Below are 23,736 nucleotides of genomic sequence, written 5' to 3'. Positions count from 1 at the left end.
TTCAGTAGCTGGATAAAGCCGCCATTGCGCCCGAGTCCACCATGCAAGCACATCGAATCCTCGGCGCCACCCTGGTGGCCTGGTCGGCCTTGACGCTCGCGGATGACCAGACCCCGCACTTCGTCGGTGGCGCCCGATGCGCAACCTGCCACGCGGAGGAGACTGCCCGTTGGCGTGGCTCCCACCATGATCTGGCGATGCAGGAGGCGACCGAAGCGACGGTCCTCGGCGACTTCGACGACGCGGAATTCGCTCAGTTTGGCGTCGTCTCCCGCTTCTACCGCGACGACGGCCGATTCATGGTCCGCACGGATGGTCCCGACGGCCAGCTTGCCGACTTGCCCATCAAGTACACCTTCGGCGCCTATCCGCTCCAACAGTATCTGATCGAATTTCCGGGCGGACGTCTGCAAGCGCTCGACATCGCGTGGGACAGCAGAACCCCAGCGGACGGCGGACAGCGCTGGTTCCATCTGCACTCGAGCGACCCTGTGCACCACGACGATGTGCTGCACTGGACGGGGCCGAACCTGAACTGGAACTACATGTGCGCGGACTGCCACTCGACGAACCTGAAGAAGGGCTATGACGCCGCCAGCGCGACCTACCACACCACCTGGTCCGAGATCGATGTATCCTGCGAGGCCTGCCACGGACCGGGCTCACGGCACATCGCATGGGCCGAGGCGAAGAAGCGAGGGAAAGCGATCGACCCGGTCTACCCGGGACTGACCGTGCAGTTCGATGAGCGCGACGGCGCCGCCTGGCCCATCGACCCGGCGACCGGCAAGGCGAAGCGCTCGAGGCCCCGAACGACCGACAAGGAGATCCAGGTCTGCGCCCGCTGCCACAGCGGACGCAGCCAGTTGACCGACGAGACCGTCGCCGGTCAGCCCTTCCTCGACGGCTTTCGGCCGGCCCTGCTCACGGAAGGGCTGTACTACCCGGACGGGCAGATGCAGGATGAGGTCTACGTCTGGGGTTCGTTCCTGCAGAGCAAGATGCACCAGGCGGGCGTCACCTGCTCCGACTGCCACGACCCGCATGCGGCGGACCTGCGCTTACCGGGGGAGACTGTCTGTTACCAGTGTCACCGCTCTGACCGTTACGCGACCGAGACGCACCACTTCCACGACCCTGGCTCGGCCGGCGCCAGTTGCGTGGCATGCCATATGCCGCCGACCAACTTTATGGTCGTCGACGCGCGGCACGATCACGGCTTTCGCCTCCCGCGCCCCGACCTCACGGTCGCCATAGAGATTCCGAATGCCTGCAACAGGTGTCACGAGGAGAAGACCCCGCAGTGGGCCGCGGAGCACGTCGAAAATTGGTACGGCCCACCCTCCCCAACGGATCGATCCTATGCAGGGGCCTTCCACGCGGCGCGACATCGACTGCCCGGCGCCGGCCGGCTGCTTCAGGCGGTCGCCGCCGATCCCGAGCAGCCCGGTATCGTCCGAGCGACCGCCCTGCAAGAACTCGGCGCCTATCCGGATGCGGCCGCGCTGATCCTGATCCGAGAGGGAACCGCCTCAGATGACCCCCTCCAGCGGCTTGGCGCGCTCGAGGCCTTGAATCAGCTCGGCCTCGCTCAACGAGCGCTGGCCGCGGCTTTGCTTTGGGACGATCTGAAGGCGGTGCGCACCGAGGCGGCCCGGCTCCTGGCCGGCCTGCGTCCGAACCAATTGCCCGAAGCCTTACGACAACAACTCGCGAAGGGTATCCAGGAGTACGTCGATGCCCAAGGATTCAACGCCGAGCGTCCGGAGGCCCAGCTCAACCTCGCCGTCCTGGACACCGACCTGGGGCGCTATTCCGAGGCGGAGCAGACCTATCGCAAGGCGATCGGCCTCCAGCCTCGGTTCGTCCCCGCCTATGTGAACATCGCCCAGCTGTTGAGCGGGATGGGTCGTGAGCAGGAGGCGGACACCTACCTGCGTCAGGGCCTAGCCCTCAACCCAGACGAAGGCGACCTTCATCATGCCCTGGGTCTGTCCCTCGTCCGCCAGAAGAGGCACGACGAGGCGTTGAGCGCACTCGCCAGGTCAGCAGAGTTGGCGCCGGACAACCCGCGGTATGCCTATGTCCACGCCGTGGCGCTGCAATCGACCGGTCGACTCGCGGAGGCCATTCGGGTGTTGGAGTCGGCACACCGCCGGCATCCCGGCGACATCGATACATTGGTCGCGCTCGCGTCCTACAGCCGCGAGGCCGGGCGGCCGGAGTCGGCGCACGAGTATGCACGTCGGCTTCAGCGCCTGGCCCCCAACGACCCTGCTGTCGACCGGCTGATCCGCGAGATCGGTGGCTCGGGCGGCTGAGCCGGTTCCTGAAGCCATCGATCGGCAGGCCTAACGCAGATGGATACGCTGCTCCGTTCGGCGCTTCACGGACCACACGGATAGGCCCTCGGATCCCTTAGCCGGTGCGGCCAATCGTCCTGCGCGCCCGACATGCGCAAACACCGCGCCATCGTGATGGACGCCCCCACCGGCAGATCGCTCGGACCGCCGCAGTGCGGCAACGCCAGGACGGCAATGCGATACGACCTTCACAACGCCGATCCGTATGCGACTCGCACACGGGACGATCTGGTGCCGACGGGCGACGACCGGCCGAGACCGTTGGCCGGCGTCAGGATTTGTCCTGATCCTGCTGCCCCTCGGCGCAGTCGTTGCAGACGCCATAGATGACGAGGGAGTGGTCGGCAACCGCGAAGCCGCGCTCCCGGGCAGCGCGCCGCTGGCGCTGCTCGATCACCTCGTCGACGAACTCCACGACCTTGCCGCACTTGATGCAGACCAGGTGGTCGTGATGGCCGCCACGATTGAGCTCGAAGACCGACTGGCCGCTCTCGAAGTGCTGGCGGCAGACCAGCCCAGCACCCTCGAACTGGGTCAGGACGCGATAGACGGTGGCGAGACCGATCTCCTCGCCGTTGGCCAACAATTCCTTGTAGACATCCTCGGCGCTCAGGTGGCGACGATCGCTCGATTCCAGGATCTTGAGGATCTTCACCCGCGGGAGCGTGACCTTGAGGCCGGCCTGCTTGATCTGCTGGTTTTCCATCGACTCTCCGGGTGCGCCCGGCGTGATCGCGCCGGACGCTCTGCGGTATGATGTATATCTGCCTGCCGCCCATGATAACAAGATGCAAAAGATTATTACTTTTTTGGTGCTGGGCCTGAGCTTGGGCGTGCTTGGCTGCTCCAGCAAGGGCCAGAAAGAACCGGTCGTCGAAGACGGCTCCGCGCTGGAGCGGCTGCCGTTCGTCTACAAGATGCCGGTGCAGCAGGGCAACATCATCACCGAGGACATGGTCGACAGCCTGCGCCCCGGCATGACCAAGCGCCAGGTCCGCTTCCTGCTCGGCACGCCGCTGCTCGTCGACTTCTTCCATGCCGATCGTTGGGACTACACCTACACGCTGCGCCGCGGCCATGAGCCGATGGAGACCAAGCGGCTCACGCTGTTCTTCGAGGACGACGCCCTCGCGCGCATCGAGGGGGACATGCGCCCGGATCCGCAACGGGCCGCGGACCAGGAGCCCGAGGCGCTCATCGTCACAGTGCCGGACTGGGAGGACCGCCGCGGCCTGTTCAAGCGGACCATCGATCGCGTCAAGGGCGAGAAGGACGAGCAGGTCCAATGATCCGCGTGGCGGCCCCTACAGTTTCAGCCGCCTGAACGACGGACAATGAAGCGAAGCGGACGTCGCCTCGTCGCTTCGCGCCTTGGAAGACTCGCCCGGATGGCGATCCTTCAGCCTAAAAACGGCCGTTGACCGCCTCCTCCTGGATGGAATTCGTTGAAACGGCAAAGAGGCTCTAGTGCAGCACTTCAGAAATCCCGAGGCTGTTCGTTGTCGTTGTCCTGATCGTAGTCCGATCGTCGATTACGACAACGACAACGATAGTCGTTGGAGGCGGTCTCGGAACATCCGCACTGCTGTACTAGGACCGGAGCGCCAACGGGGTTGCAGGCCGCGCCGTGCGATCTCGGGGATTCCGCAGTCTTGCACTAGGCCGACGCTGCCCGGCTCTCCTTCCTGGCCTCGCCGGCGCGCCGCTTGCGGGCGGCCTTCGGATCGGCGATCAGCGGGCGATAGATCTCGACCCGGTCGCCGCTCGCGAGCGGCTGATCGAGCCTCGCCGCCTTGCCGTGGATACCGACCTTGTTGACGGCGAGATCGATCTCCGGAAAACGCCCTAGGATCCCCGAGCGCTCGATGGCCTGCGCCACCGTGATGCCGCGCTCGGCCTCGATCTCCAGCAGGGCCTGCTCGCGCTGCTTGGCGTAGGCCACCTCGACCTTGATGCGCTGCTCGGTCACTTGTACACCTCATCCGCGCGTTGACAAAAGGCATCGACCAGGGTGTTGGCGATCTGGTGAAAGACGGCGCCGAAGGCCTTATCGATGACCTTCCCGGAGAACTCGAAATCGAGCTCCAGCTCGACCTTGCAGGCATCGGCGCGCAACGCGATGAAGGTCCAGCGGCCACTCAATTTGCGAAACGGGCCATCGAGCAGCTCGAGGTCCATCCACTCGTCGAGCACGAAGCGATTGCGGGTGCTGAAGGTCTGACGGATCCCCATGCGCGCCACCTCGATCTGTCCACAGAGCTCGTTCTCGCCCCGCGAGAGCAGCTTGGCCGAATGGCACCAAGGGAGGAATTTCGGATAGGACTCGACATCGGCGACCAGTCGAAACATCTGGCTCGCGGAATGCCCGACGAGGGCGCTCTTCTTGACAATCGGCACGATCAAAAGACCTGGATGGCGTGAAGGAAGACGATGGCCACCGCGATGGGGGCCACGAAGCGGATCAGCAGGCGCCACAGCCGATAGCCGAGACCCTCGCCCATCGCGAACTCGTCGACGGAGGCGGCGCGCGAGAGGACCCAGCCGGCGAAGACTGCGATCAGCAGGCCACCGAGCGGCAGCAGGATATTGGCGGTCAGGAAATCGAACAGCGCGAGGAAACCCAGGCCGAAGACCGTGATCTCGGACCAGACGTTCAGCGACAGCAGGCAGGCGACACCGAGGAGCCAGACGGTCATGCCGGCGAGCACCGAGGCCCGCACCCGCCCGAGGCTGAGGTTCTCGACGAGCCAGGCGACCATCGGCTCGAGGAGCGAGATCGCCGAGGTCCAGGCGGCGAAGACCAGCAGCAGGAAGAAGACGGTACCGAACAACTGCCCGCCCGGCATCTGGCCGAAGGCGATGGGTAAGACCTTGAAGACCAGCCCCGTGCCCTGCTCGGGCGCCAACCCCTGGGCGAAGACGATCGGGAAGATCGCGAGCCCGGCGAGGAGGGCGACCAGGGTGTCGAGGCCGGCGATGATGACGGTGTTGCGGGCGATCGAGGCCTGGCTGTTCAGGTAGGAGCCGTAGATCATGATCGCGCCCATGCCCAGGCTGAGGCTGAAGAAGGCCTGGCCCATCGCGCTCAGGATCCCCTCGCCGGAGAGCTTGCTGAAGTCCGGCCTGAACAGGAAAGACAGGCCGGCCGCGAAGTGGTCCGTCGTCATCGCATAGCCGACCAGGGCGACGAGCAGCACGAAGAGCGCCGGCATCAGAAACCGCACCGCCCGCTCCAAGCCGCTCGCAACGCCGCGGGCGACGACGAGGACGACCATGACCATGAAGATGGTATGCCAGGCCAGCAAACGCTCGGGGTCGGCGACGAAGCCATCGAAGGCCGCCGCGATCGCCGCCGCGTCGGCGCCGTGGAAGACTCCGGCCGCGGCGCGCACGACATAGGCCATCGTCCAGCCGGCGATGACGCTGTAGAAGGACAGGATCAGGAAGCCGCAGACGATCCCCAGCCACCCGAGCAGTTGCCAGGCCTCCGTGCGCCCCTCCTGGCGCGCGAGGGCGAGCATCGTATTGATCGGGCTCTGCCGCCCGCGCCGCCCGAGCATGATCTCGGCCATCATGATCGGGATACCGATTGCCGCGACGCAGATCAGGTAGACGAGGACGAAGGCTCCGCCCCCGTACTCGCCGGCCGTGTAGGGGAAGCGCCAGATGTTGCCCAGACCGACCGCCGATCCGGTCGCCGCCAGGATGAAGGCCAAACGGCTCGACCACATACCATGGATCGATGTTGTCGCCGCCATAGCATGACTCCTTCCGGCCGGGGCGCTCACCCAGCCTACGCGATGAACCCCGCGGCGCCTCGATCGACGCGACCATCGAACCCGGGGACCCGGCGCCCGGCCCTGTGCGGGCGACGCATCCGGGCATTGTGCTGAAATCAGCCGAGCGGCTCAACCGGCATCCCGATCAGGGTGCGTACCCGCCCGGCCAGCCCCTCGGCCAGCCGAGCGACCTGCGCCCCATCGACGCCCTCGACCATGACCCGCACGAGCGGCTCGGTGCCCGAGGGGCGCAACAGCACCCGCCCGCCGTCGCCGAGCTCGCGCTCGAACTCGGCGACGGCGTCCGCGACGCCCGGGACCGCGAAGAGTTCGCGCGGGCGCTCACGCACCGGGACGTTGATCAGTACCTGCGGATAGCGGCGCACCTCGCTCGTGAGGTCGGCGAGGGATTGCTCGGCATGGATCAACGCCGCCAAGACCTGGAGCGCGGCGACGATGCCGTCGCCGGTCGTCGTGCGATCGCGGCAGATGATGTGGCCCGATTGCTCGCCGCCAAGCACCCCGCCGTCGCGTTTGAGTCGTTCCATGATGTAACGATCGCCGACAGGGGTACGAGCGAACCCGAGACCGAGCCGCCGCAGCGCGTGCTCCAGGCCCAGATTGCTCATCAGGGTACCGACGACGGGGCCAACCAGTTGGCCGACGGCATGGCGCGATCTGGCGATGATGTAGAGGAGCTGATCGCCATCGACGATGTTGCCGTCGGCGTCGCTCATCAGGACCCGGTCGCCGTCGCCGTCGAAGGCGATGCCGAGGTCGGCGCCCTCGTCGACGACCATCCTCGCCATCGTCGCGGCCGCCGTCGAACCGACGCCTCGGTTGATATTGAAGCCATCGGGCTGCGCTCCGACCCGCACGACCTCGGCGCCGAGTTCCTCGAAGACATAGGGGGCGATGTTGTAGGTCGCCCCGTTCGCGCAGTCGATGACCAGCTTGAGGCCCTTCAGGCTCAGCGCCGCCGGCACCGTGCCCTTGCAGAACTCGATGTAGCGACCGCTCGCGTCCTCGACGCGCCGCACCTTGCCGAGCGCCCCAGCCTCGACCGTGCGCAACGGCCGCTCCAACTCGGCCTCGATGGCCAGCTCCAGGTCGTCCGGCAGCTTGTCTCCATCGGCCGAGAAGAACTTGATGCCATTGTCCTCATAGGGGTTGTGCGAGGCGGTGATGACGATCCCGGCGCTGGCCCGGAAGGTCCGCGTCAGGTAGGCGACGCCTGGGGTCGGCATCGGCCCGAGCAGGCGAATATCGACACCGGCCGCGACCAAACCCGCCTCGAGGGCCGACTCGAACATGTAGCCCGAGATCCTGGTGTCCTTGCCGATCAGCACCGTGCGGCCATTGCCGCGGCCGAGCACCCGGCCCGCCGCCCAACCGAGCTTCAGCACGAAGTCCGGGCTGATGGTCGCCTCGCCGACCCGACCGCGGATGCCGTCGGTGCCGAAATACTTGCGAATCACGGGTCCCCTCCCTCAATCGCGAACTCTTACACCTCGGAGCCGGCGGATTGAAACCGCAAAGGCGCAAAGGTGAAGGAAAACGACGAATCACGTCAGGCAAATCCTTCATCCTTCGGCGACGCCCAGCACCGATCGCGCAGCCCATTGATACCTTTTCGTTTCGCGCTCTTCGTGTCCTTCGTGGTTCAGGCGCCTTGTCGCGTCTGTCGGTCCATCACAGGAGAGCCGTGACGACGCGCAACGCCTCGACGGTCGCGCGCACGTCATGGACACGGACGATGCGAGCGCCGCGCTCGACGGCCAAGACGGCCGCGGCAACGCTGCCGTGGACCCGCTCGCCGACGGACCGACCGGTCAGGGCGCCGATCATCGATTTGCGCGACAGCCCCACGAGCAGTGGCCGACCGAGGTCGGCGATCCGCGGCAGGCCGGCCAGCAGCGCGAGATTATGAGCCAAATCCTTGCCGAAGCCGAAGCCCGGATCGACGAGGAGCCGCTCGCCTGGGATCCCGGCAGCCTCGCAGCAAGCGATCCGCTCGCCGAGGAAGGCAGCGACCTCGCCGACGACGTCGTCGTAATGCGGCGCCCGCTGCATCGTGCCAGGCTCGCCGCGCATGTGCATCAGGCAGATCGGCAGGCCCGCCTCGGCGGCCGCCTCCAGGGCGCCGGGCCAGCGTAGCGCGCGGATATCGTTGATCAGGCCGGCCCCGGCCGCGGCCACGGCGCGCATGACCTCAGGGCGCGAGGTATCGACCGAGATCGGTACCGGCAACTCGCCGGCAAGGACCTCGACGACGGGCAGGACCCGGCGCAGCTCCTCGTCGCCCGAGACCGAGGCGGCACCGGGACGGGTCGACTCGCCGCCGACATCGATGAGGTCGGCGCCGTCCTCGACCATCTGGAGGGCGTGGCGCCGGGCGGCGTCGAGCGACAGGAAGGCGCCCCCGTCGGAGAAGGAGTCCGGCGTCACGTTGAGGATGCCCATGACGAGGGGACGCGTCGCATCCAGCGCGCGCCCCGCGCAATCGATCACCTCCCCCATGCGCCCCCCGAACGACGACCGTCGTCGCGCCGTCAGTGTTCGCCAGCCGGATCGCCGATCGCGCCGCCGTCGGCCTCGGGCGATTGGGGCGACTTGGCCAGGTCGACGTCCGACGCCGGTCTCAAGCCCGATGGCCGACCCGGCTTGTCGTCGTCCCAGTCCCGCGGGGGACGGGGCTGACGCCCGGCCATGATGTCGTCGATCTGGGCGGCATCGATCGTCTCGTACTTCATCAGGGCCTCGGCCATCGCGTGCAGCTTGTCCATCTGCTCGGTCAGGAGCTGTCGGGCACGGCCGTACTGCTGCTCGATGATCGCACGCACCTCCTCGTCGATCAGGTGCGTGGTCTCGTCGGAGACGTTCTTGTGCTGGGCGACCGAGTGACCGAGGAAGACCTCCTGCTCGTCCTCGCCGTAGGCCAGCGGCCCGAGGCGATCCGAAAGGCCCCACTTGGTGACCATGTTGCGGGCGAGATCGGTGGCGCGGTGGATGTCGTTCTGGGCACCGGTCGTCACGCAGTCCTCGCCGAAGATCAGCTCCTCGGCGACGCGCCCGCCGAACAGGCTCGCGATCGCGCTCTCCAGGCGCTGCTTCGTGTAGCTGAAGCGATCCTCCTCGGGCAGGAAGAGGGTCACGCCCAGCGCCCGACCACGCGGGATGATGCTGACCTTGTGCACCGGGTCGTGCTGCGGCACGAGCCGCCCGACGATCGCGTGACCGGATTCGTGATAGGCCGTCAGTCGCTTCTCGTCCTCGGTCATGACCATGGAGCGGCGCTCGGCGCCCATCATGATCTTGTCCTTGGCCTGCTCCATGTCATCCATGTCGACGAGGCGCTTGTTGGCCCGCGCGGCATAGAGGGCCGCCTCGTTGACGAGATTGGCCAGGTCGGCACCGGAGAAGCCCGGCGTGCCGCGGGCGATGACCGAGGCCTGCACGTCCTCGGCGGCCGGGATCTTGCGCATGTGGACCTTCAGGATCTGCTCGCGGCCCCGAACGTCCGGCAGCGGCACGACCACCTGGCGATCGAAGCGACCGGGCCGCAACAGGGCCGGGTCGAGCACGTCCGGGCGGTTGGTCGCGGCGATGACGATCACGCCCTCGGTGCCCTCGAAGCCGTCCATCTCGACGAGCAACTGGTTGAGCGTCTGCTCGCGCTCGTCATGGCCGCCGCCGAGGCCGGCGCCGCGATGGCGCCCGACGGCATCGATCTCGTCGATGAAGATGATGCAGGGGGCGTGCTTCTTGGCCTGCTCGAACATGTCGCGCACGCGCGAGGCGCCGACGCCGACGAACATCTCGACGAAGTCGGAACCCGAGATCGTGAAGAAGGGCACCTTGGCCTCGCCGGCGATCGCGCGCGCGAGCAGGGTCTTGCCGGTGCCGGGCGGGCCGACCATCAGGACGCCCTTCGGGATCTTGCCGCCGAGCTTCTGGAACTTGGTCGGGTCGCGCAGGAAGTCGACCATCTCGACGACCTCCTCCTTCGCCTCCTCGGCGCCGGCGACGTCGTTGAAGGTCACCTTGACCTGGTCCTCCGAGAGCATCCGCGCCCGGCTCTTGCCGAAGGTCATGGCCCCACGACCGCCCGGCCCACCCTGCATCTGGCGCAGGAAGAAGATCCAGATCGCGACCAGCAGCAGCAGCGGGAACCAGTTGATCAGGATCGACGAGAGCATGCTCGGCTTGTCGGGCTCGGTGGCACGGATCAACACATCGTTGTCGATCAGGTCGCCGATCAGGCCGTCGTCGCCCGGGCTGAACGTGGTGAAGTGTCGACCACTGTCGTCAATGGCATCGATCTTGCGGCCCTGGATCGTGACCTCTGTCACCCGACCCTGTTGGACCTGGGCGAGGAAGTCGGAATAGGCCAGCTTGTGCGCATCGGTCTGCGTCGTCGTGAAGCTGTTGAAGACGGACATCAGCACGATCGCGATGACCACCCAGAGAATCAGATTTTTCGCCATGTCACCCACGAGAACGCGTCCCTCGATGAAGCGGCGGCCAGCAGGACCCGGCCTCATTGAAAATTGTCGGAGAAGCTATCAGCATCGCCCGATCAGCGAAAGCCTTTGGCGACCAGATAGCACTCGCGGCTGTTCGCTCGCGAGGCCGCGGGCTTGCGGATCGCGACGGCCCGGAAGGCGCGACGCATCTCCGCGAGCAGCGCATCGAACCCCTCGCCCTGGAACATTTTGACCACCAAGGCACCGCCCGGTTTCAACACCCGGCGCGCGCAGTCGAGCGCCAGTTCCGCGAGCAGCGCCGCACGCGGCTGATCGACTGCCGGTATGCCGCTGATGTTTGGGGCCATATCGGAAAGGACAACATCGACCGGCGCCTCGCCGAGGGCCGCCATCAGCTCGGCGAGCACCGCCTCCTCGCGAAAGTCGCCGCGCAGGATCAGGGCGCCCGGCAGCGGCTCGATCTCCAGCAGGTCGAGGGCGACGACAACCCCCTCGGGGCCGACCAGCCCGACCGCGACCTGGGTCCAGCCCCCCGGCGCGGCCCCCAGATCGAGGACTCGCATCCCGCGCCCCAAGAGTCGGTCCTTGTCCTGGAGCTCCTGGAGCTTGAAGGCCGCGCGCGAGCGGTAGCCGAGCTTCTGGGCGCGGATCACGTAGCTGTCGTTGAAGTGCCGGTCGAGCCAACGCCGGCTGCTCTTGGTCTTGGCCATGCCCCTCGATCACCTCTGGTCGGATGCGCCCCCGGCGGGCCCCAGGGCACCATAGCAAGCGCCCCCCAGCGCGGCAAGGAAACGATCAAGCAACATTCGCGCCGCAAGGCATCGGTGGCGGCCTGTCACGGCCCCGAGGCGCTAGTGCAAGACTGCGGAATTCCCAAGACCGCGCGTCGCTGCCTGCAATCCCCGCGTGGCGCGTGGCAGGAGCCCGCTTGCGGGCGATCTGAGTGACGATTCAAGGACAGCCGGTCCATCTTCTGGGAGCTACGAAACATGCGAAACACGGGAAACACGCGAAAGGGCCGAACTGACACACAAGCATCTGCCGTCTTTTCGCGACTTTCGTGTATTTCGTCGTTTCTTGTCGTCTTCGCGCTGGTGTCGTTTGTTTCTGAACCCTTCCTTGGCCGCCACGAGCGCGTCGTCGTCGCCCGCAAGCGGGCCCCTACGGTGCTCGCATCCTAGGGCGACATGAAAGCGGCCTCGGTATCTCTGGAGCGAGGCACTAGAGTAAGATGCCGCCATGAGATACGCCATCGGGGTCGTGATGGATCCAATCGGATCCATCGACGTCAAGAAAGACAGCAGCTTCGCGATGATGCTCGCCGCGCAGCGACGCGGCTGGCCGGTCTGGTACATGGAGGTCGGTGACCTCTTCTATGCGCAAGGCGAGGCACGGGCGCGGATGCGCCGCGTCGCGCTCCAGGACCAACCGCGAGACTGGTACCGCTTCCACGAAGAGGAGACGCGCCCCCTGGCCTCGCTGCCGGTCGTGCTGATGCGCAAGGACCCGCCGTTCGACATGGAGTACATCTACTCGACCTACCTGCTGGAGCTCGCCCAGGCGGCCGGCACCTTGGTCGTCAACGACCCGCGCGCGCTGCGCGATGCCAACGAGAAGGTCTTCACGACCCGCTTTCCGCAGTCCGCGCCGCCCACGCTGATCACCCGCCGCGCGGCCGATCTCGACGACTTCCTCGCCGCGCAGGGCGACATCATCCTCAAGCCGCTCGGCGGCATGGGGGGCACCTCGATCTTTCGCGTCCGCCCGGGCGACCCGAACCGCGGGGTGATCATCGAGACCCTGACCGCCCACGGTACCCGCTTCTGCATGGCCCAGCGGTTCATCCCCGAGATCCGCGACGGCGACAAGCGGATCCTGCTGATCGACGGGTCCCCGGTGCCCTATGCCCTCGCCCGCGTCCCGCGCCCAGGGGAGACCCGCGGCAACCTGGCCGCCGGCGCCCGTGGCGAGGGCCGGCCCTTGACCGAACGCGACCGCTGGATCGCGGCCGAGGTCGGCCCGGAGCTACGCCGCCGCGGCATCCTGTTCGCCGGCCTCGACGTCATCGGCGACTGGCTGACCGAGATCAACGTGACGAGCCCGACCTGCATCCGCGAGCTCGACGCCCAGTTCGGCACCGACATCGCCGACGACCTGCTGGCGAGTCTCGAGAGGCGCCTCGGTGAACGCGTCGCCTAGCCGCGCAGCGGGCCGGCCCGGGCGCCCCCCCTGGCCCTGGGCGCTGCTACTGGCGACCCTGCTGCTCGGCGCCTGTCGTGGCGACACCCCGGTGCAGACGCTGGCCTTCAGCGCCTTCGGCACCTCCGCGGAACTGCACCTCGTCGGGGTCGAGAAGGCCGCCGCCGAGGCGCTCGGCGGTCAAGTGCGTCGCGACTTCGAGTTCATGGACCAACACTGGCGCTCCGGCGCGCCCGCGGGGCTGGCGCGCGTCAACGCCGCCCTCGCGGCCGGCGAGCCGGTCATCGCCCCGCCCTCGATCCTGCCGCTGGTGCGCCTCGCCGAGCGCTACGCGGAGCACAGCGGCGGCCTCCTCGACCTCGCCAACGGCGGGCTGGTCGCGCTCTGGGGCCTCCACGCGCCCGCCGCGTCCGGCGGGCCGCCGCCGGGTGCCGCCGAGATCCGACGATGGCTCGAGGCCGAACCGGCGATGTCCGACCTGGTCATCGACGGGCTCGTACTCGCGAGCGACAACCCGGCCGTGCAGCTCGACCTCGAACCCATCGCCGCCGGTTACGGCATCGACGTCACGATCGGCTACCTGCGCGCACAGGGCGTAAACAATGCCCTGCTGCGCGTCGGCAACGACCTGCGGGCGATCGGCGACCGGGCCGGCAGGCCCTGGCGCGTCGCCGTCCCGCGCCCATCCGGCTCGGGCGTCTATGGCTTCCTCGAGGTCAGCGGCGACGGGGCGGTCGCGACCGTCGGGACCTACGAACAGGCCATCCTGCGCGGCGGCAAGGTCTATCACGGGGTCATCGACCCACGCACCGGCTGGCCGGCCGATGGGGCCCTCGCCGTGACCGTGGCCCACAGCGAGGCGGCGACGGCCGCGGCCGCGGCCCGGGCGCTCTTCATCGCGGGGCCCGGGCGGTGGCCGCAGGTCGCCGCGGCGATGGGCATCGATCAGGCCTTGTTCTTCGACCGCGGCGGCGGTGCCGAGATGACCCCGACGATGGCCGAGCGGCTCGCGCGCCTCGACGACACGACCGAGGTCAGGATCCGCCGGCCCGAGGCCGCCCCCCGGACCGAGACAGGGGCCGAGACAGGGGCGCAGTCGGACTGACCGTGGCGATCCAAGGCGGCCTCGCCCCCGACACCGAACCCGTCACCGGACGGCACCGACCCGGTCCGGTAGGCGCCGCACGCGCGACCCGACCAGGGCCGTTCGCTGTGGCCCTGCTCTTGGCCCTCGCGCTGCACCTGACCCTGCTCGTCGGCGTCTCGTTCGACCTGCCGACGTCGCCACCGCGGACGACCGCACCACTGGAGGTCCTGGTCCTGCGCGAGGCGGCCCCGAGCGAGCGGCCCGCACGCGCGAGCGCCCTCGCCCAGGCCGACCGCCGCGGCGACGAGGGGCGGACCGAGGACACCGCCCCGGATGCGCCGCCGGAGGATGGCCCTCCGGAGGACAGCCCCCCCCAGGACACGAGCGACCTGGATGACCCGCCACTCGACGTCGAGCTCGCGGCCCGCGGCCGACCGCCGCCGGCACCCGAGCAGAAACCCGAGCCGGACCCGCTCGCCGCCGAACGCCCGGCCCCGGTCGACGTCGCCCAGATCCTGAGCAGTCGCCGCGCCGAGATCGCCCGTCTCAATACGCCGAACGCCGAGGGCGCCACCGCCGGCGCGCGCCCGCCGCGGCGCAAGGCGATCAGCGCCAGCACCCGGGAGTACAAGTACGCGAGCTACCTGGAGGCCTGGCGCCGCAAGGTCGAGCGGATCGGCAACCTCAACTATCCGGAGGTCGCCAAGGAGCGCAAGCTCTACGGCAACCTGATCCTCCTCGTCTCGGTGCGCGCCGACGGGGGGGTCATGGCGGTACGCGTGGTGCGCTCCTCGGGTCACCCCGAACTCGACCAGGCGGCGGTGCGCATCGTCGAGCTCGCCGCGCCGTTCGCGCCCTTTCCGCCCGACATCCGCACCGAGACGGACGTGCTCGACATCACCCGGACCTGGCAGTTCCTGCACGGCAACCGCCTCGACTCCGGGCGCTGAACGCCCGCACACGGGTCTCGATATGTGTCCGATCCCGATCGCGCCACTTGCCTCGCCACCCGGCGGATCGGATACTAGCGCCATGGGCTTCGCTACCTCCCTCAGGAACCATTTCCTCATCGCGATGCCGGGTCTCAAGGACCCGAACTTCTCGCGAACGGTCACCTATATCTGCGAGCATACCGAGCAGGGGGCGATGGGGATCGTCATCAACCGGCCGATGGATATCCGCCTCGGCATGGTCCTCTCCCAGCTCGACATCGCCTCCGGCGATCCGGGGATCGGTCAGCGTCTCGTGTACATCGGTGGCCCGGTGCAGCCCGACCGCGGCTTCGTCCTGCACTCGGGCGGTGCGCAGTTCGACTCGACGCTGAGCATCGCCCCCGAGATCAGCATCACGACCTCGCGGGACATCCTCGAGGCCATCGCCGAGGGCCGCGGCCCGCGCCGGCATCTGGTCGCGCTCGGCTACGCCGGCTGGGGCAGCGGCCAGCTCGAGGAAGAGATGAGCGCCAACGCCTGGCTGAGTGGTCCGGCCGACGAGCAGATCATCTTCATGACCCCGGTCGAGGCGCGTTGGCAGGCGGCCGCCGGCCTGCTCGGGGTCGACCTCAACCTGCTGAGCGGCGATGCCGGACACGCCTGAATGGCGACCCTCCTCGGCTTCGACTACGGTCCGCGCAAGATCGGCATCGCCGTCGGCCAGACCGTCACCGCCTCGGCCTCGCCACTGACGACGCTGCGCAGCCGCGACCGGCGGCCCGACTGGGAGGGCATCGCCGGGCTCATCCGCGAGTGGCAGCCCAATGCCCTGGTCGTCGGCCTGCCCTACAACATGGACGACACCGAGGCCGAGTGGGCCGAGGCGGCCAAGCGCTTCGCGCGCCAGCTGCATGGGCGTTTCGGTCTCGCAGTGCACCTGGTCGACGAACGACTGACCTCGCGCGAGGCGCGCCGCCAACTCGGGCGCGCCGCCACCTCGCTGGCCGTCGTCGACGCGATGGCGGCCCGCCTGATCCTGGAGACCTGGCTCTGTGAGCAAGCCTGAGTGCTGGAAGGGGAGCGCCGAGGTCGACGCCATCATCGAGCGGATGGCCGGCGAACTCGCCGCGCTGCTCGGGCGACGCGGGATCGTCGACCCGCTGATGGTCGGCATCCACACCGGCGGGGTCTGGATCGCCGAGCGGCTGCATGCGCTGCTCGGCCTCCAAGAGGACCTCGGCCGCCTCGACATCTCCTTCTACCGTGACGATTTCACCCGCATCGGGCTGCACCCGCAGGTCCGCCCGTCGCAGTTGCCGGTCCTCGTCGACGACCGTCACCTGATCCTCGTCGACGACGTCCTGCAGACCGGGCGGACGATCCGCGCCGCCCTCAACGTCCTGTTCGACTACGGGCGCCCGGCCTCGGTCCTGCTCGCCACCCTCGTCGAGCGCGACGGCCGCGAGCTGCCGATCGAGCCGAACCTGGTCGGCCTGCACGCCTGTCTGCAGGCCGGCGAGCAGATCAAGCTGACCGGCCCGCGGCCGTTGGAACTGGTCGTCGGCCAGCCCCCGGAACGGCGCGCCAAGACCCCGGGCAACTGACAAGGACGACCATCGCCCCATGAGGACAGACGACCTGCAACGCGACGCCGACGGCGGCCTCAAGCACTTTCTGACGATCGACGGCCTGGACCGCGCCATCCTGACCGAGATCCTCGACCGCGCCGAGGGCTTCCTCGGCGTCTCCGAGCAGGCGGTGAAGAAGGTCCCGCTGTGCCGCGGCAAGATCATCGCCAACCTGTTCTTCGAGAACAGCACCCGCACCCGTACGACCTTCGAGCTCGCCGCGAAGCGCCTCTCCGCCGACGTGCTCAACCTCAACATCAACACCTCCTCGACCGCCAAGGGCGAGACCCTGCTCGATACGCTGCGCAACCTCGAGGCGATGCACGTCGACATGTTCGTCGTGCGCCATGCCGAGAGCGGCGCCGCGCACTTCTTCGCCCAGCATGCCGCGCCGCATGTGAGCGTCATCAACGCCGGCGACGGGCGCCACTCGCACCCGACCCAGGCGATGCTGGACATGTTCACGATCCGCCGCCACAAGGGTGACTTCGCGCCGCTGACCGTCGCGATCGTCGGCGATATCCTGCACTCGCGGGTCGCCCGCTCGCAGATCCACGCGCTGCGCGGGCTGGGCGCCGGCGAGATCCGCGTGATCGGGCCGCGCACGCTGATCCCGCCCGAGGTCGCCGACCTCGGGGCCCACATCTTCCACGACCTGCGCGAGGGCGTGCGCGAGGCGGACGTCGTCATCATGCTGCGCCTGCAGCGCGAGCGAATGACCGGCGCCCTGCTGCCGAGCGAGCGCGAGTACTTCCACCTCTTCGGCCTCACCGAGGCACGGCTGGAGACGGCCAAGCCGGACGCCATCGTCATGCACCCAGGACCGATCAACCGCGGCGTCGAGATGGACTCCCAGGTCGCCGACGGGCCGCGCTCGGTGATCCTCGAGCAAGTCAGCAACGGCATCGCGGTGCGCATGGCCATCATGTCGATGTGCATCGGCACCCAAAACCGGCGCGGCCAGGGAGACGGCGATGGCTGACGGCGCGACCCTGAGCATCTGCAACGGCCGCCTCGTCGACCCGGCCAACGGCCTCGACGCGCCGCTCGATCTGCACATCGCCAACGGGCGCATCGTGGCCATCGGCGCCGCCCCGCCCGGCTTCGCCCCGGAGCGCGTCCTCGACGCCCGCGGCCAGGTGGTCTGTCCGGGCTTCGTCGACCTCTGCGCACGCCTGCGCGAACCGGGCGCCGAGCAGAAGGCGACGATCGCGAGCGAGACCCGCGCCGCGGCCGCCTCCGGGGTCACGGCGCTCTGCTGTCCGCCCGACACCCAACCGCTGATCGACACCCCGGCCGTCGCCCAACTGGTGCGTCAGACCGCCCAGCGCCACGGCTTCGCCCGGGTCTTGCCGGCCGGGGCACTGACCCAGGGGCTCGCCGGCGCCCAGATCAGCGAGATGGAGGCCCTCAAGCGGGCCGGCTGTCCGGTGATGAGCCACGCCGACCGGCCGATCACCAACACGCTCGTGCAGCGCCGGGCGATGGAGTACGCGGCGACCTTCGACCTCGCCGTCTTCCTCCACCCCGAGGACCCGCATCTGCGCGCTGGCGGCTGCATGCACGAGGGCCGCGTCAGCACCCGCCTGGGCCTGCCCGGGATCCCGGAGGCCGCCGAGACGGTGGCCGTCGCCCGCGACCTGGCGCTGGCCGAACAGGCCGGCGCCCGCGTCCACTTCCGCGGCCTGTCGACGGCCCGCGCCGCCGAGATGGTCGCCGAGGCCCAGCGGCGGGGCATCGCCGCGAGCGCCGATGTCAGCGCCGTGCAACTGATCCTGACCGAGGACGACGTCGGCGCCTTCGACAGCAACTGCCACCTGATCCCACCGCTGCGCACCGCGCGCGACCGCGATGCCCTGCGCGCCGCCGTCGCAAGCGGCGTGATCGGCGCGATCTGCTCGGACCACCAGCCCCACGACGCCGACGCCAAGCTCGCCCCCTTCCCGGCGACGGCGCCCGGGATCTCGGCGCTCGAGACCCTGCTGCCGCTGGCCCTGCGGCTCGTCGACGAGGGCGTCGCGGATCTCGCGACCGTCATCGCCCGACTGACCGCCGGCCCGGCCCGAATCCTCGGCAAACCGCTCCTCGGCCGTCTCGACGAAGGCGCCCGCGCCGACATCTGCATCTTCGACCCCGACGCACGCTGGACCCTGGAGCCTGGGCAGATGGCGAGCCTCGGCCAAAACACCCCCTTCGCCGGGCGCACGCTCGAGGGCCGCGTGAGCTGGACCCTGCTCGCCGGCCGTATCGTCCACGCCCGGACCGCGGAATCCAGATGACCGACCGTCCCCATCGCGACACCATCGCCCTCGAAGACGCCCGGGTCCTGTCCCAGGACGCCTATCCGGGCGACCAGCGGATCCTGCGCCTCGCCGCCCCGGCCTGCGCCCGCGACGCCCGCCCCGGCCAGTTCGTGCACCTGCGCTGCGACCCGCGCCTCGCGCTGCGCCGCCCGCTCTCGATCATGCGCGCCGACCCGGACGCCGGCTCGATCGAGCTCCTCTACAAGGTCGTCGGCGAGGGCACCCGCCTCCTCGCGACCCGCCGCCCGGGCGAGACGCTGAGCCTGCTGGGGCCGATCGGCCAGCCATTCGCGCCGCACGCCGAGCGCCCCCGGGCGCTCCTGATTGGCGGCGGGGTCGGCCTGCCGCCGATGGTCTTCCTGGCCGACGCGCTGCGCCGCGCGCCGCCCTGGCGGCCGTTCGCGATCCTCGGCTCCGAGGTGCCCTTCCCGTTCGATCTGCAGCCCGCACGGCACCCGATCGCCGGCCTGCCCGCCGAGGCCAGCGCGGCGATGCCGCTGCTCGATGACTGGGGCGTCCCGAACCGCTTGGCGAGCCGGCAAGGGTACCCAGGCTGCTTCAGCGGCTATGTCACCGACCTCGCCGAACACTGGCTCGCGGCGCTCGACGAGGCGGCCCGCGCCGAGGTCGAGGTCTTCGCCTGCGGCCCGCACCCGATGCTCGCCGCGGTCGCGGACCTCGCCCGCCGCTGGGGCCTGCCCTGCCAGGTCTCGCTCGAGGAATACATGGCCTGCGGCGTCGGCGGCTGCGCCGGCTGCGTCGTCGAGGTGCGCACGCCCGACGGTCCGGCGATGAAGCGGGTCTGCGTCGACGGCCCGGTCTTCGCGGCCGAGCAGGTCTTCTTCGCGGCCTAGTGCAGCACTTCAGAAATCCCGAGGCTGTTCGTTGTCGTTGTCCTGATCGTAGTCCGATCGTCGATTACGACAACGACAACGATAGTCGTTGGAGGTGGTCTCGGAACATCCGCACTGCTGTACTAGTCGTCGAACGGCGTCCCGCGCTGGCGTTTGGTCGCGGCGCGCTGACGCTTGCCGGCGAGGCGTCGCTCCTTCGCCGCGCGGGTCGGGCGGGTTGGCTTACGCGGGGTCGGGGCGCGGCCGGCGCGGCGGATCAGGGCCGTAGGTCGGGTTAGCCCCTCGGGGCGTAACCCGACGGCCGGCAACGCGGCGGCCACCGAGGCATCCGCGCCCCGACCGCCCGCAAGCGGGCGCCTACCAGCGCAGGCGGCGTCAGCGGGGCCGTTGTCGGGTTATGGCGCGCGCGACCGCTGCTTTCCCATCGAAGGCCGCGCCGGCGCGCCTAACCCGACGGCCTCGCACCCGAAAAAGAGATCTCGCGCAGAGACGCAAAGGCGCAGAGAAGGAGAGGCGGAGCGTATTGGTGACATCGACCAATGCCTTCTCTTCACTTTGCGTCTCTGCGTCTCTGCGCGAGCCCGTAGGTCGCATGAGCCCTGTAGGGTCCGCTGTGCGGGCCGTTCGGGCTCGTGCAGCACTTCAGAAATCCCGAGGCTGTTCGTTGTCGTTGTCCTGATCCTAGTCCGATCGTCGATTACGACAACGATAGTCGTTGGAGGTGGTCTCGGAACATCCGCACTGCTGTACTAGGAGATACGCCGGTGGTCGTTGAATCGTCACTCAACTCGCGCGCGCCAGCGCGGGCAGCGGGGCGAGCGGGGCCGGCGCCCGAGCGCTCAGCGAGACCTGGCTCGCGTCCGTCCAGCGCAGCAGCTCCAGCCGACCGTCGTGGTGCTCGACCAGGGCCGTACAGCTCTCGACCCAATCGCCGCAGTTGCAGTAGAGGACGTCCTCGATCTCGCGCATCTCGGCGTGGTGGATGTGGCCGCAGATCAGGCCGTCGAGCCGCTGGCCGCGGGCCTCCCGCGCGACCGCCTGCTCGTAGTTGCCGATGTAGTTCACGGCGTCCTTGACCTTGTGCTTGAGGTAGGCGGCGAGCGACCAGTATCCGAGGCCGAGCGCGCGACGCAGACCGGCGACCCACTGATTGGCGACCAGCAGGGCATCGTAGGCGCGCGCCCCGAGCTTGGCGAGCCAGCGGCCGCCCTGCACGACGCAATCGAACCGGTCGCCATGGGTGACCAGGAAGCGACGGCCGTCGATCGTCGTGTGCACGACCTCGTCGCGGACGGCGATATTGCCGAAATCGACCCCGACGTGCGCGCGAAAGACCTCGTCGTGGTTGCCCGGGAGATAGACGACCCGGGTCCCGTTGCGGGCCTTCTCCAGGAGCGCACGGACCAGGTTGTTGTGCGCCTCCGGCCAGTAGACCCCGCCCTGCATCGCCCAGACATCGACGATGTCGCCGACCAGATAGAGGTGCTTGGATTCGGTGGATTGGAGAAAATCGAGCAGGAAGTCCGCCTGACAACCACGACATCCCAGATGGACGTCGGAGATCCAGATGCTGCGGTAGCGCAGCGGCCGCATGCGTTCGATCCGGGTCATGTCGCTCGTCCCTCGTTAACTATCTGATCCATATTCCCGAATCTTTGTTGCGGCACCATTGAGGTCTGGTGAAAATGCGATTAATCTGCGCCCGACGCAGGGCGCCATCGGGCGCCGCGCAGGCCCCGCCCGGGCACCTCGAAGGATCCGACGAGCCCGGGCGATGCAAGGACGCCCCAACTGGAAGGATTGCCTGGATGGCAATCTTTCGAGGTCGCCGTAAGCCCCTGGAAACACGGCCCGAGCGCCCCATCTCTTGCGGGACAGGGGCCACCTTTCGGTCGGCTAGCGGCATCGCGACCGCGCCGCGGTGGCCCGGCCATGGTCAGCCCTGGAGCCCGCGATGACCCGCAACCCCTTCTTTCCGCACTTCAACGACCTGCCGACGCAGCTGCCGATCTTCCCCCTCGCCGGGGCCGTCGTGATGCCGGGCGTCCAGCTGCCGCTCAACATCTTCGAGCCGCGTTACCTGAACATGGTCAACGACGCCCTCGCCGGCGACCGGCTGATCGGCATGATCCAGCCGCGCAGCGAGACGATCGAGGACGAGGTCCCACAGATCCATCGGGTCGGCTGCGCCGGGCGGATCACCTCCTACAGCGAGACGAGCGACGGGCGGATCGTGCTGGTCCTGACCGGGGTCTGCCGCTTTCAGGTGCGGCGCGAGCTGGAGACCCGGCGCGGCTACCGGCGGGTCGAGCCGGACTGGGAGCGCTTCACGATCGACTACCAGGGCAGCGAGGGCGGCATGGTCGATCAGGAGGGGTTCCTGACCTCGCTACGCGCCTACTGCAACCTGCGCCACGTCGAGATCCCCTGGGACGACGCGAAGAAGATGCCGGCCGGGGAACTCGTCGACCTCCTCTGCTCCCACCTGCCGCTGGAACCGGAAGACAAGCAGGCGCTGATCGAGACCCTCGACGTGAAGGACCGCGCCGAGCTGATGCGCGGCCTGATGGACATGGCCTCGGCCTCGAGCATCGGCACCGCCGAACACCGTCACTGACGCAGCCCCGCACGCGTCCACCGACCCCGATGCCCCCGAGGCCCGGCCGCGCGCTTAGCCGGCGGGCCACATTGGTGTAGAATCCGGGCATCGCAACGGGAGGGGACGCATGTCCGACGAGAAGATCACGCACTTCGGCTACAGCCAGGTGCCCATACAAGAGAAGGCCGCGCGGGTGCGCGCCGTCTTCGACTCGGTCGCCAATCGCTACGACCTGATGAACGACCTGATGTCGCTCGGTATTCACCGCCTGTGGAAACGGCACACGATCGAGCTCGCCGGCGTGCGCCGCGGCCAGCGGGTGCTCGACCTGGCGGCCGGTACCGGCGACCTGACCGAGCGCTTCGCCCGGATCGTCGGCGACGAGGGCCTGGTGGTCTCCTCCGACATCAACGCCGCGATGTTGAGCCGCGGACGCGAGCGCCTCACGGACCTCGGGGTCGTCGGCAACCTGGACTACGTCCTCGCCAACGCCGAGACCCTGCCGTTCGCGTCGGATGCCTTCGACTGCGTGACGATCGCGTTCGGCCTGCGCAACGTGACCCACAAGCAGGCCGCGATCGACGAGATGTTTCGGGTCCTGCGCCCCGGCGGCCGGGCGCTGATCCTCGAATTCTCGCACCCGACCACCCAGCCCCTGCGCCGGGTCTACGACGTCTACTCCTTCAGCGTGCTGCCGAACCTCGGACGTATGATCGTCAACGATGCCGAGAGCTATCGCTACCTCGCCGAGTCGATCCGGATGCACCCGGATCAGGAGACCCTGCGGGCCATGATGGAGCAGGGCGGCTTCGAGCGCTGCGACTACTTCAACATGACCGGCGGTATCGTCGCCATCCACAGGGGCTACAAGCTGTGAGCGGCGGCATCCAGTTACCGGATGCCGCCCTCGCCCTGCTGGAGCGGACGTTGAACCAGGGCATCGCCCTCGACCCCGAGGGGGCGCGGCGCCTCGCGGCGATGCAGGGCCAGGTGATCCTGATCGAGCTCGCGGGCTTCGGCACTCGCTTCTACCTGATACCCGGCCGCGACCGCCTCCAGCTCTTCGGTGCCTACGACGCGCCCCCGGACTGCACGCTGTGCGGCACGCCGCTCGCGCTCGCCCGGCTCGGGCTCGCCGAGCGGCGCACGGACTCCCTCTTCGCCGGCGAGGTCACGGTCGAGGGTGACACGGCCCTCGCCCAGCAGTTCGGCGAGTTCATCGCCGGGCTCGACATCGACTGGGAGGAGCAGCTCGCGCGGCTCACCGGCGACACGCTGGCCCACCAGGTCGGCAACCTCGCCCGCGGCGCGCATCGCTGGGGCCAGCGCTCGAGCGACAGCCTGGCCCGGACCCTGAAGGACTACCTTCAGGAGGAGGCGCGGCTGGTGCCGACCGACTACGAGGTCCGCGAGCTGATCGCCGGGGTCGATACCCTGCGCGACGACCTCGAGCGCCTGGCCGCCCGCGTCGAGCGCCTCGCGCGCCGACGCCCCTGAACCGCCGG

At 68.8% G+C, this 23,736-nt stretch carries 24 protein-coding genes; 14 read left to right on the top strand and 10 right to left on the bottom strand.

Annotation, left to right across the window (positions count from 1 at the left end; genetic code table 11):
* The first annotated feature begins 41 nt into the window (after positions 1-41).
* Positions 42-2,321 carry a tetratricopeptide repeat protein gene (locus CKO41_RS08525; protein WP_200381830.1) on the top strand — a complete coding sequence of 760 codons (2,280 nt, stop codon included), beginning with the start codon at positions 42-44 and terminating at the stop codon, positions 2,319-2,321.
* Between the two features lie 313 nt (positions 2,322-2,634).
* Here CKO41_RS08525 and fur read toward each other — a convergent pair whose 3' ends face one another.
* Positions 2,635-3,069 carry a ferric iron uptake transcriptional regulator gene (gene fur / locus CKO41_RS08520; RefSeq protein WP_200250441.1) on the bottom strand — a complete coding sequence of 145 codons (435 nt, stop codon included), beginning with the start codon at positions 3,067-3,069 and terminating at the stop codon, positions 2,635-2,637.
* 82 nt (positions 3,070-3,151) lie between these two features.
* Between fur and CKO41_RS08515 the strand changes: the two genes are divergently transcribed.
* Positions 3,152-3,652, top strand: coding sequence for an outer membrane protein assembly factor BamE (locus CKO41_RS08515; RefSeq protein ID WP_200250442.1), 501 nt, complete (start codon positions 3,152-3,154; stop codon positions 3,650-3,652).
* Positions 3,653-4,020: 368 nt separating this feature from the next.
* On the opposite strand, the gene CKO41_RS08510 is transcribed toward CKO41_RS08515, so the two are convergent.
* From CKO41_RS08510 to rlmE, 7 genes are all read right to left on the bottom strand, one after another.
* A complete protein-coding gene (locus CKO41_RS08510; RefSeq protein ID WP_200250443.1) occupies positions 4,021-4,332 on the bottom strand; it encodes an RnfH family protein in 312 nt (103 codons plus the stop codon).
* Positions 4,329-4,760 carry an SRPBCC family protein gene (locus CKO41_RS08505; protein WP_200250444.1) on the bottom strand — a complete coding sequence of 144 codons (432 nt, stop codon included), beginning with the start codon at positions 4,758-4,760 and terminating at the stop codon, positions 4,329-4,331. The genes CKO41_RS08510 and CKO41_RS08505 overlap by 4 nt, the downstream gene beginning before the upstream one ends.
* 2 nt (positions 4,761-4,762) lie before the next feature.
* Positions 4,763-6,121 carry a sodium-dependent transporter gene (locus tag CKO41_RS08500; RefSeq protein WP_200381829.1) on the bottom strand — a complete coding sequence of 453 codons (1,359 nt, stop codon included), beginning with the start codon at positions 6,119-6,121 and terminating at the stop codon, positions 4,763-4,765.
* A 137-nt stretch (positions 6,122-6,258) separates the two neighbouring features.
* Entirely contained in the window at positions 6,259-7,617 is a 1,359-nt protein-coding gene (gene glmM / locus CKO41_RS08495) for a phosphoglucosamine mutase (RefSeq protein WP_200250478.1), read from the bottom strand.
* A gap of 217 nt (positions 7,618-7,834) precedes the next feature.
* The gene (folP, locus tag CKO41_RS08490; RefSeq protein WP_200250447.1) at positions 7,835-8,662 is read right to left on the bottom strand and encodes a dihydropteroate synthase; all 828 of its coding nucleotides are present in this window, start codon (positions 8,660-8,662) and stop codon (positions 7,835-7,837) included.
* A 32-nt stretch (positions 8,663-8,694) separates the two neighbouring features.
* Complete coding sequence (gene ftsH, locus CKO41_RS08485; protein WP_200250449.1) at positions 8,695-10,629, bottom strand: ATP-dependent zinc metalloprotease FtsH; 1,935 nt, start codon at positions 10,627-10,629, stop codon at positions 8,695-8,697.
* Between the two features lie 92 nt (positions 10,630-10,721).
* A complete protein-coding gene (gene rlmE, locus CKO41_RS08480; RefSeq protein ID WP_200381828.1) occupies positions 10,722-11,339 on the bottom strand; it encodes a 23S rRNA (uridine(2552)-2'-O)-methyltransferase RlmE in 618 nt (205 codons plus the stop codon).
* A 529-nt stretch (positions 11,340-11,868) separates the two neighbouring features.
* Between rlmE and gshB the strand changes: the two genes are divergently transcribed.
* The 9 genes from gshB (at position 11,869) to CKO41_RS08435 (ending at position 19,632) form a co-directional block, all read left to right on the top strand.
* Positions 11,869-12,828, top strand: a complete 960-nt coding sequence (gshB, locus tag CKO41_RS08475) for a glutathione synthase (protein WP_200381827.1) — start codon at positions 11,869-11,871, stop codon at positions 12,826-12,828.
* Complete coding sequence (locus CKO41_RS08470; protein ID WP_200381826.1) at positions 12,812-13,933, top strand: FAD:protein FMN transferase; 1,122 nt, start codon at positions 12,812-12,814, stop codon at positions 13,931-13,933. Before gshB ends, CKO41_RS08470 begins: the two co-directional genes overlap by 17 nt.
* 107 nt (positions 13,934-14,040) lie before the next feature.
* Positions 14,041-14,865, top strand: a complete 825-nt coding sequence (locus CKO41_RS08465) for a TonB family protein (protein ID WP_200381825.1) — start codon at positions 14,041-14,043, stop codon at positions 14,863-14,865.
* An 82-nt stretch (positions 14,866-14,947) separates the two neighbouring features.
* Positions 14,948-15,511, top strand: coding sequence for a YqgE/AlgH family protein (locus tag CKO41_RS08460; protein ID WP_200250463.1), 564 nt, complete (start codon positions 14,948-14,950; stop codon positions 15,509-15,511).
* Positions 15,512-15,913, top strand: a complete 402-nt coding sequence (ruvX, locus tag CKO41_RS08455; protein ID WP_200250464.1) for a Holliday junction resolvase RuvX — start codon at positions 15,512-15,514, stop codon at positions 15,911-15,913.
* Positions 15,900-16,451 carry a bifunctional pyr operon transcriptional regulator/uracil phosphoribosyltransferase PyrR gene (pyrR, locus tag CKO41_RS08450; RefSeq protein ID WP_200250467.1) on the top strand — a complete coding sequence of 184 codons (552 nt, stop codon included), beginning with the start codon at positions 15,900-15,902 and terminating at the stop codon, positions 16,449-16,451. Before ruvX ends, pyrR begins: the two co-directional genes overlap by 14 nt.
* 19 nt (positions 16,452-16,470) lie before the next feature.
* The gene (locus tag CKO41_RS08445; RefSeq protein WP_200381824.1) at positions 16,471-17,457 is read left to right on the top strand and encodes an aspartate carbamoyltransferase catalytic subunit; all 987 of its coding nucleotides are present in this window, start codon (positions 16,471-16,473) and stop codon (positions 17,455-17,457) included.
* A complete protein-coding gene (locus CKO41_RS08440; RefSeq protein ID WP_200381823.1) occupies positions 17,450-18,754 on the top strand; it encodes a dihydroorotase in 1,305 nt (434 codons plus the stop codon). The genes CKO41_RS08445 and CKO41_RS08440 overlap by 8 nt, the downstream gene beginning before the upstream one ends.
* Positions 18,751-19,632 carry a dihydroorotate dehydrogenase electron transfer subunit gene (locus tag CKO41_RS08435; RefSeq protein ID WP_200381822.1) on the top strand — a complete coding sequence of 294 codons (882 nt, stop codon included), beginning with the start codon at positions 18,751-18,753 and terminating at the stop codon, positions 19,630-19,632. The genes CKO41_RS08440 and CKO41_RS08435 overlap by 4 nt, the downstream gene beginning before the upstream one ends.
* A 122-nt stretch (positions 19,633-19,754) precedes the next feature.
* Here CKO41_RS08435 and CKO41_RS08430 read toward each other — a convergent pair whose 3' ends face one another.
* Together CKO41_RS08430 and CKO41_RS08425 are read right to left on the bottom strand one after the other, a co-directional pair.
* Positions 19,755-19,952, bottom strand: a complete 198-nt coding sequence (locus CKO41_RS08430; RefSeq protein ID WP_200248754.1) for a hypothetical protein — start codon at positions 19,950-19,952, stop codon at positions 19,755-19,757.
* 463 nt (positions 19,953-20,415) lie between these two features.
* Positions 20,416-21,243 (bottom strand): UDP-2,3-diacylglucosamine diphosphatase, encoded by an 828-nt coding sequence (locus CKO41_RS08425; protein ID WP_200253234.1) that lies wholly within the window; start codon positions 21,241-21,243, stop codon positions 20,416-20,418.
* 343 nt (positions 21,244-21,586) lie between these two features.
* Here CKO41_RS08425 and CKO41_RS08420 point away from each other — a divergent pair, with 343 nt between their 5' ends.
* The 3 genes from CKO41_RS08420 (at position 21,587) to CKO41_RS08410 (ending at position 23,728) form a co-directional block, all read left to right on the top strand.
* Positions 21,587-22,249 carry an LON peptidase substrate-binding domain-containing protein gene (locus CKO41_RS08420; RefSeq protein ID WP_200253235.1) on the top strand — a complete coding sequence of 221 codons (663 nt, stop codon included), beginning with the start codon at positions 21,587-21,589 and terminating at the stop codon, positions 22,247-22,249.
* A 109-nt stretch (positions 22,250-22,358) separates the two neighbouring features.
* Positions 22,359-23,108: a bifunctional demethylmenaquinone methyltransferase/2-methoxy-6-polyprenyl-1,4-benzoquinol methylase UbiE gene (ubiE, locus tag CKO41_RS08415; protein ID WP_200253238.1), complete on the top strand. Its 750-nt coding sequence runs from the start codon at positions 22,359-22,361 to the stop codon at positions 23,106-23,108.
* Positions 23,105-23,728, top strand: a complete 624-nt coding sequence (locus tag CKO41_RS08410) for an SCP2 sterol-binding domain-containing protein (RefSeq protein ID WP_200253240.1) — start codon at positions 23,105-23,107, stop codon at positions 23,726-23,728. Before ubiE ends, CKO41_RS08410 begins: the two co-directional genes overlap by 4 nt.
* Positions 23,729-23,736 lie beyond the last annotated feature (8 nt).

Source organism: Thiococcus pfennigii (assembly GCF_016583835.1).
GTDB classification, from domain to species: domain Bacteria; phylum Pseudomonadota; class Gammaproteobacteria; order Chromatiales; family Chromatiaceae; genus Thiococcus; species Thiococcus pfennigii.
Note: the sequence above shows the minus strand (reverse complement) of the source record. Positions and strands in the feature narration are given on the sequence as shown.

Coding starts and splice junctions, on each gene's coding strand:
- CKO41_RS08525 (WP_200381830.1), top strand. CDS start 42: ATGCAAGCACATCGAATCCTCGGCGCCACCCTGGTGGCCTGGTCGGCC.
- fur (WP_200250441.1), bottom strand. CDS start 3,069: ATGGAAAACCAGCAGATCAAGCAGGCCGGCCTCAAGGTCACGCTCCCG.
- CKO41_RS08515 (WP_200250442.1), top strand. CDS start 3,152: ATGCAAAAGATTATTACTTTTTTGGTGCTGGGCCTGAGCTTGGGCGTG.
- CKO41_RS08500 (WP_200381829.1), bottom strand. CDS start 6,121: ATGGCGGCGACAACATCGATCCATGGTATGTGGTCGAGCCGTTTGGCC.
- folP (WP_200250447.1), bottom strand. CDS start 8,662: ATGGGGGAGGTGATCGATTGCGCGGGGCGCGCGCTGGATGCGACGCGT.
- ftsH (WP_200250449.1), bottom strand. CDS start 10,629: ATGGCGAAAAATCTGATTCTCTGGGTGGTCATCGCGATCGTGCTGATG.
- rlmE (WP_200381828.1), bottom strand. CDS start 11,339: ATGGCCAAGACCAAGAGCAGCCGGCGTTGGCTCGACCGGCACTTCAAC.
- gshB (WP_200381827.1), top strand. CDS start 11,869: ATGAGATACGCCATCGGGGTCGTGATGGATCCAATCGGATCCATCGAC.
- CKO41_RS08460 (WP_200250463.1), top strand. CDS start 14,948: ATGGGCTTCGCTACCTCCCTCAGGAACCATTTCCTCATCGCGATGCCG.
- ruvX (WP_200250464.1), top strand. CDS start 15,512: ATGGCGACCCTCCTCGGCTTCGACTACGGTCCGCGCAAGATCGGCATC.
- CKO41_RS08445 (WP_200381824.1), top strand. CDS start 16,471: ATGAGGACAGACGACCTGCAACGCGACGCCGACGGCGGCCTCAAGCAC.
- CKO41_RS08440 (WP_200381823.1), top strand. CDS start 17,450: ATGGCTGACGGCGCGACCCTGAGCATCTGCAACGGCCGCCTCGTCGAC.
- CKO41_RS08435 (WP_200381822.1), top strand. CDS start 18,751: ATGACCGACCGTCCCCATCGCGACACCATCGCCCTCGAAGACGCCCGG.
- CKO41_RS08425 (WP_200253234.1), bottom strand. CDS start 21,243: ATGACCCGGATCGAACGCATGCGGCCGCTGCGCTACCGCAGCATCTGG.
- CKO41_RS08420 (WP_200253235.1), top strand. CDS start 21,587: ATGACCCGCAACCCCTTCTTTCCGCACTTCAACGACCTGCCGACGCAG.
- ubiE (WP_200253238.1), top strand. CDS start 22,359: ATGTCCGACGAGAAGATCACGCACTTCGGCTACAGCCAGGTGCCCATA.